Source organism: Paenibacillus germinis, from assembly GCF_013141785.1.
Classification (GTDB): domain Bacteria; phylum Bacillota; class Bacilli; order Paenibacillales; family NBRC-103111; genus Paenibacillus_E; species Paenibacillus_E phytorum.
Genome location: NZ_WHOC01000025.1, coordinates 1 through 7722, shown reverse-complemented (window position 1 = coordinate 7722; position 7722 = coordinate 1). Strand labels below are relative to the sequence as shown.

The 7722-nt window shown below is 44.5% G+C and carries 4 protein-coding genes; all 4 read left to right on the top strand.

The features are described 5' to 3' along the window. On the top strand, window positions 1–912 hold a 912-nt coding region (locus GC102_RS05945; protein ID WP_171688636.1), incomplete at its 5' end, for a DUF4982 domain-containing protein. A 417-nt stretch (window positions 913–1329) separates the two neighbouring features. Further along, on the top strand, window positions 1330–1503 hold the full coding sequence (locus GC102_RS05940; protein WP_171688635.1) for a hypothetical protein: 174 nt from the start codon (window positions 1330–1332) through the stop codon (window positions 1501–1503). Window positions 1504–1527: 24 nt separating this feature from the next. After that, the gene (locus GC102_RS05935) at window positions 1528–6573 is read left to right on the top strand and encodes an immunoglobulin-like domain-containing protein (RefSeq protein ID WP_171688634.1); all 5046 of its coding nucleotides are present in this window, start codon (window positions 1528–1530) and stop codon (window positions 6571–6573) included. A 222-nt stretch (window positions 6574–6795) separates the two neighbouring features. Continuing rightward, a partial coding sequence (locus GC102_RS05930) for a sugar-binding domain-containing protein (protein WP_376769348.1) occupies window positions 6796–7722 on the top strand: 927 nt, incomplete at its 3' end.

The window sequence follows — 7722 nt, the reverse complement described above, 5'->3', positions numbered from 1 at the left end:
GATCACGAGCAATTTCCAGATCGGATCATGATTGGCAGTGAGAGCACCAGTTGTACGACCACGCGCGGAATTTATGAAAATGATACTGTGATGGGGTATTGTTCATCCTATGGAGATCAGATTCCAGAGTGGTCCTGTTCGCATGAAAAATCATGGCAAGATATCGTAAAGCATCCTCATTTGACCGGTATATTCGTTTGGACGGGTTTTGATTACAGAGGAGAACCGACACCACATCAATGGCCATGTATTGGATCGCATTTTGGGGTCATGGATAGCTGCGGATTTCCAAAGGATGCTTACTTTTACTATAAAGCGGCCTGGACGGATGAGCCGATGGTGCATGTGATGCCCCACTGGAATTGGTTGGATAAAGTAGGGCAAGAGATTAATGTATGGACGTACAGTAATTGCGAGACCATGGAGTTGGTTCTTAACGGTCAGAGTTTGGGTGAAAAGGTTGTTGACCGGAACTCGCGTATGGAGTGGAAAGTCAAATATTCCCCTGGAGAACTAATAGCTATAGGAAAAACTGCTGATAAGGAGATCGTAAGAAAGGTTATGGTTACCGCAGGTCATTCATCCATTATTACGTTGGAATCGGATAAAATAACGCTTAATGCCAATGACACTGATGTAGCGATGGTTAAAGTATCCATCGTGGATCACGCGGGTATAATTGTACCGACCGCGGACAATGAAATCCTGTTCACGATTGAAGGTCCGGGTAAGATTCTCGGCGTTGGTAATGGAAACCCGAGCAGTCATGAGCCCGATAAAGCGACTCGCAGACGGGCGTTTAACGGACATTGCTTGGTCATTATTCAAGCAGCTATAGGGAAAGGAGAGATTATTTTAAGAGCATCTTCAACCTCTCTTGATTCTGCCGCTATTGTCATTGAAGCCGTTTAGGCTTGTGCAGAGTGGGATTTCGGTGGAGTTCCTTCGTGGCTGCAGTAGGGTTGTTTATTCTTAAGAGCTGTCATTTAGATGGAAACATGTCTGAATACATTATTTGCATGGAGCTCCTGCCAATCAATCTTGGATAAGATCTAAAATTATGAAGTCATATCGTGAATAGTGCCACTTACTTTGAATTCCAACACCAATTAACAAGCATCATCATTCGATGGTGCTCTTTCTTTTGCCCATTAAGGTAGTGATACTGGCAAGAATCTCAACCAAATCTCATTAAAGAATCACTTTTTAGAGACTTTTCAAATTTTGGAGTGATTCATTTCTTGGAAATGGTAGTTTTTTCTTATTTTTGTTTGTTTCCAAATGTGATGAATCCAACTTATGATTGGGGTACATTTAAAGGACTTCTACATGAAGGAGAATGCCGATGGATTGACACTGTTGAGTGATTTTGTTCCTCTATTGCGAAGCGATGGTGACGAGGTGGAATTTTCGGGCGCACGCGTCTCTGTACCAAGTCATTTGATCGCCTTTGCCGCTGAAAAATCACGATTGGAAAGTCGCGTCATATCAATGATTGACTAAATCAATGGAAAAGTGGGGAGAGCTATGAAGACAATAATCAACACTTTCAAGGTGGGCAGACTCAAGAAGAAAGCTTTAATAAGTGTCATGATGGCAGCTTGCATTTCTTTTACCGGTATTCCAAGCCTATTTCCGGCAGGAATGGCGCATGCGGCAACTACTATCACTTACACGGACTCCGCACAGCCTCCGGCGCAATATTATGTCTCCACAACAGGTAGCGATTCTAATTCCGGAACGATTAGCAGTCCTTTTAGGACAATACAGAAAGCATCAAATCTCATGGTAGCGGGAGACACGGTGATCCTGCGAAGCGGGACTTATAACGAAACCATTACTCCGCAAACCGATGGTATATCCGGCAATCTAATTACTTATAAGGCATATCCGGGTGAGACGGTAACAATCAGCGGCAGTGCACCTGTCACAGACTGGACGCTGGATTCGGGAAGCATCTACAAGGCGCCGATGAACTGGGATCTAGGAGACGATAACCAGGTATTTGTAAGCGGTGAAATGATGCGTTTGGCACAGTACCCAAATTGGACAAACGATTCAAATATTTTTGATGTTGGGTTCGCGTCAATGAGCAGCGGCAATGCTACTTCAATTACGCATTCTGCCATCAACAAGCCTGCCAACTACTGGGCTGGAGCTACTGTAATCGTAAAAGGATGGTGGTCCACTCAATCAGCGAAAGTTACCAGTTCCAGTGGGTCGACAATAAATTTCAATAAACTTCCTTGGTCAGATCAATATACGAATCCAGGTGCTGGCGTGAAGTATATGATTGCTGGAGTAAAAGGTGAGCTTGATAGACAAAGAGAATGGTATTATGACAAAAATACTGCAACACTGTATCTTTGGGCGCCAGGCGGGGTTGATCCAAATACATTAATTGTAGAGGCGAAACAAAGAAAATACGCGGTAGATCTTACCGGACGTTCCTATATTAATATAGAGGGTGTCAACATAATTGGCGCTTCCATAACCACAAAAAATGCAAGCTTTAATACAATTAAAGGGATTAACGCACAATATCTGTCTCACACTATTGGTCTTCAAACTGCGTATTCATATGACGATACAGGGATTGATTTATCTGGAAGCTACAACACGATAAGAGACAGCCAAATTGCATACAGCTCAGGAAATGGTGTTGTCATAAGAGGAAATAATAACAATGTTATCAATAATTTAATTCATGAAACCGACTATCTGGGGACTTATAACGCAAGTGTTTCATTGGCAGGCGGGAAACAACACCTAGTCTCATATAATACGTTCTACAACACCGGTAGAAGTATTATTGGAGGGGAGAAATTCTCAGATTCTATTATTGAATTTAACGATATGTCGCGCACTGGGAAATTAAGCTATGATCTTGGTGGTGTATATTTTGCCCGTGTAGATGGAGGCAGTACGGAGATAAGGAATAACTGGATTCATGATATGGACAGTGAGCATTGTAATGGTTGTGAGCTGGGGATTTACATTGATTCTAATACTCATAATTTTCTAATACATCACAATACGGTATGGAATGCTGCAACCAGCTACTACGTTGGCGGACGTGCTGACAATGTTCAAATCTATAATAATCAGGCGAAGCCAAAGATTATAGTAAACACAGGAGATTATAAGTACAACGATGAGGTTACAAATAATATAGCTGAGGGAGGCGTATCCTTACAAAATGGTGCTTCATCCATTAGTGCTTTCATAGCTGGCAATGTAACGACAGGCTATAACCAGTCTGCTTTTGGAACTGCTGGTCATAATTTTACAAGCCCACCAAACCCTATATTTGCACATTCTTTTCCGGAATTTAGTAACCGATCCCTCAACTACGGCTTTGAAGCCGATCTTGAAGGATGGACCTTAACAGGAAACAGTAATGTCACATATCATTTTGCCCCGATGCTTTCCCTTGGAGATCAATTTGCAACTACTAGAACTGCAGATGGCTCCGCTTTATTTGGCTCAGGACAAAATGGGATAGAGCAGGTTGTAACAGGATTGCAAGCCAATACGGTATATGAATTCTCAGGATGGGCTAAGGTTGCAACAGGTGAAGAAGCATGGCTGGGAGCTAAGAATTACGGCTCTTCTGATCGTCACACTGTAGTAACCAATACCAGCAATGGCTGGAGACATGTACAAATTCAATTTACAACAGGTGCAAGTAATACAAGTGCAACTATTTATATGTTGAAAAATTCAACAGGTTCGGGTGCTGTTTATGGAGATGATATTGGCCTTAGAAAAGTCAGGTCTTCGGAGTTTCCTGACCCTAATAGGATTGAACAGTCTCAAATGACTGCAACAGCTACCAGTCAGGAAACGGTTCAGGAAAATAATGCAGCATCCAAGGCCATAGATGGTGACACATCGACACTTTGGCATACAAAATGGGATGGTTCTGATGTTCTTCCGCAATCCATCACTTTAAATCTCGGTGGAACTTACAACATTAACAAGTTAACTTATCTACCAAGACAGTCGGGTACTGGTGGAATTATTACGGGATATAAAGTATATGTAAGTACTGACGGCACAACCTTTACAAATGCTGGGAGCGGGACATGGTCATATGACAGTAGTCTGAAGACGGCAACTTTTCCAACAACAAGCGCATCGTATGTAAAACTTGAAGCTACTGCTAGCCCAACCTCATGGGCATCTGCTTCAGAGATTAATGTATTTAAAAGTGCTACGCAGGTTGAAGTACCCACAGCGCCAACAGGACTGACTGCGACAGCAGGGGACGGCAAGGTGACTTTAAGCTGGAACGGTGTTACGGGAGCCGATAACTATAAGGTCTATCGAGGAACATCCTCCGGCACATATGATTCGACTGCAATAGCGACAGTAAGCGGGTCGACCACCAATTACACAGTTACGGGTCTGACTAACGCCACGATTTATTATTTCGCTGTTAAGTCGAGCAACACCGCAGGGGACAGCTCGTTCTCAACGGAAACCAGTACAACTCCGATAGCTTCAGTGAGCAATAAAGTTGCAAATCCCGGGTTTGAGACAGGTGACAAAACAGGATGGATTGGTTTTGGTTCATGGTCTGTCGTAAACAGTAATCAATATGCCGGAGCTTACAGCGCTCAGGTCAATGCTAATGCGTCTGCGGAACAATCTCTCACAGGATTAAGCCCCAATACAACCTATGTGCTTAAGGCACGGGTGAAAGTGAGTAATTCAAGCAGTCCGGTATTTCTAGGCGTCAAGGGGTATGGCGGAACGGAGAAGAATGTGAATATTATAGGAACAACATTTCAGCAGTATTCGGTTACATTTACCACTGGGGCGAGCAATACCAGTGCGGCCATTTACCTATGGCGGAATGGAACTGGCACCGGTTATGCCAATGGTGATGATTTTGAGGTGATCGGAGCACCCACAGCGCCAACAGGACTGACGGCGACAGCGGAGGATGGAAAGGTGACTTTAAACTGGAGCGGTGTTGCGGGAGCAGATAACTACAAGGTCTATAAAGGAACATCCTCCGGCACATATGATTCGACTGCAATAGCGACAGTAAGCGGGTCGACCACCAATTACACGGTAACGGGTCTGACTAACGCCACGATTTATTATTTCGCTGTTAAGGCAAGCAACACCGCAGGAGACAGCTCGTATTCAACGGAAGCCAGTGCAGCTCCGAAAGTGGTATCCGACCAGATGGACGTCGCATTGGATAAAGCGAATCTTGCTATCGGCTACGCGGAGGGTGACAGCGAAGTAGGTGTAACGAAAAACGTTCATTTGATAACGAACGGTGCGAACGGGACAATAATTACATGGAGCAGTGATGCTACATCTGTCATCGACGCGAATGGTAAGGTAACCCGCCCGTTATCGTCCGAATCTGATGCGACTGTATGGCTATCAGCAACGATCACCAAAGGTACTGTTTCGGACACAAGGACGTTCGTACTTAACGTATTAAAGGGGGTTCCTCCGGTCGACGCCGTTTTGTCTGCAGACATTACAGGACCAACCAATAAGGACGTTACCGTAACGATCATCTATCCGGACGACGCAGCGGTAATGGAGTACAAGGTAGGAGATAACGGCGCATGGACGGCGTACGCCGAACCGGTGGTTGTATCCGCCAACGATACCGTGTATGCACAGAGCAAGGACGCAGCAGGCAACGTATCGAATGTGACCAGCTATACGGTCAGCAACATCGATCACATAGCGCCTATTGATGCAATCTTGGCTGTAGATACAACAGTGCCGACCAACCAAGGCGTCACCGTAATGATCAGCTACTCGGCTGACGTTTCGTTGATGGAATATAAAGTGGGAGCAAGCGGCACGTGGAAAGCATACACCGCCCCAGTGGTTGTTTCCGACAATGATACAGTTTATGCAAGAGGAACTGATGCCGTAGGAAATGTATCGAATGTAACTAGCATCACGGTAAGCAACATTCATAAAATAGCTCCTGTAACCACCGCAACGTTAAGTCCGGATGCGCCTAACGGCAAGAACAGCTGGTACACGACGGATGTGACCATAAGTTTATCCGTAAGCGCCAGTGTTTACGGAGGCTCCGTAACAACAGAATACCAAGTGAATGACGGTGCTTGGATTGCTTATACGGGTTCTACCCCAGCTTTCGGTGACGGAACTTATAAGTTCGGTTACCGCAGCAAGGATCAGGCAGGCAATGTAGAACAACTCAAAACTGTCGAATTTAAAGTTGACAAGACAGCTCCAGTGCTTTCCGTCCAGTTGGATAAGACGTCGATTTGGCCGGCAAATCATAAAATGGTTACAATTAATGCCATGCTGAATTCTAGTGATGCTACATCGGGCGTTGAATCCGTGGTGTTAACGTCCATCACGAGCAATCAACCGAATAGCGATTCAAGTGACATTCAGGCCAATTTCGGTACAGCCGCCACTTCCTTTAGCTTGCGTGCGGAGAAGTCGCGCATCTATACCATCACGTACACGGCAACTGACAAAGCAGGCAACAAAACGGTTACAAGAGCAACCGTCACAGTGCCGCATGATCAATCTGGCAATGTAAGTAACAATTAATCAGGAAATCAGGGTCAATCAGGTCAGTCTGGAAATAATGGTCAAGCCGGCAATCAATAAGAAAAATTAGATTCAAGGAGGAAGACATCAGTGCCTTCCTCCTTGTTTTCGTAAGCCGATGGATTGACACTGTAGTCTGTATACAAAACAAAAGATCCCGATTGGAAGACCAAGTTATATCGATGAGATACATATGAGCTAATTGAAAGGCGAGGGATAACGATGAAGACAATGCCAAGAACGGTGCAAAGCTTTGACTCCGATTGGCTCTTTCATTTAGGCGATTTGCCTGTTAGGCATGCTGTTAAAGGAGGTATGACAGGGGGATTAACCGACTGCGAGCAGATTGCGGAAGGGGAATGGCTGAAGATTGCCTTTTTTGATGAAAGGGAACAGGCCGTCATTAATGAGCGGGAGTGGAAGTCGATTGATCTTCCGCATGATTGGTGCGTTGAGGGGAATTACGTCTATGACGGGGATAAGGTTAAGCACCATAGGAGCCACGGTTATCTCCCCGTTGGAATCGGATGCTATCGTAAATTTTTTGAGATTCCAGTGGAAGATCAGGGGAAGAAGATTTCAATCGAATTTGATGGAGTCATGCGAAACTGTACCGTATGGGTGAATGGACATGAAATGGGAACTCATCAAAGCGGCTATACAGGCTTCTGTTATGACATTACAGATATCGCTCGCTATGGAGAAGAGGGGCAGAATGTCATTTTCGTCAGAGTGGATGCCAGTGACTATGAAGGTTGGTGGTATGAAGGATGCGGCATTTATCGCCACGTGTGGTTGATTAAGTCGGATAGACTTCATGTTGGCAGGCACGGAACGTATGTGACCACACCGGTTGTAAGAGAAGATGAAGCCCAGATCAACATCAAAACTACGATATTTAATGAATACGTTCTTACGATTAGCGCTATAATCAAGACTTCAATTGTGGACACGACAAAGCAAGTGGTTGCTTCCTTCTCCAATAAGATAACAATCGAAGGAGACAGCTATATCGAAAATGAAACGGTAATGGCATTGATGGCACCTAATCTATGGTCGCCAGAAGAGCCTTATCTATATGAAGTGATTACAGAAATTTATGATGCAAACGAAAATCAAATGCTAGATATATATAAGACACCATTGGGT

Excerpts from the sequence above, each read along its gene's own strand:
- GC102_RS05940 (WP_171688635.1), top strand. The coding sequence starts at position 1,330 with ATGAAGGAGAATGCCGATGGATTGACACTGTTGAGTGATTTTGTTCCT.
- GC102_RS05935 (WP_171688634.1), top strand. The coding sequence starts at position 1,528 with ATGAAGACAATAATCAACACTTTCAAGGTGGGCAGACTCAAGAAGAAA.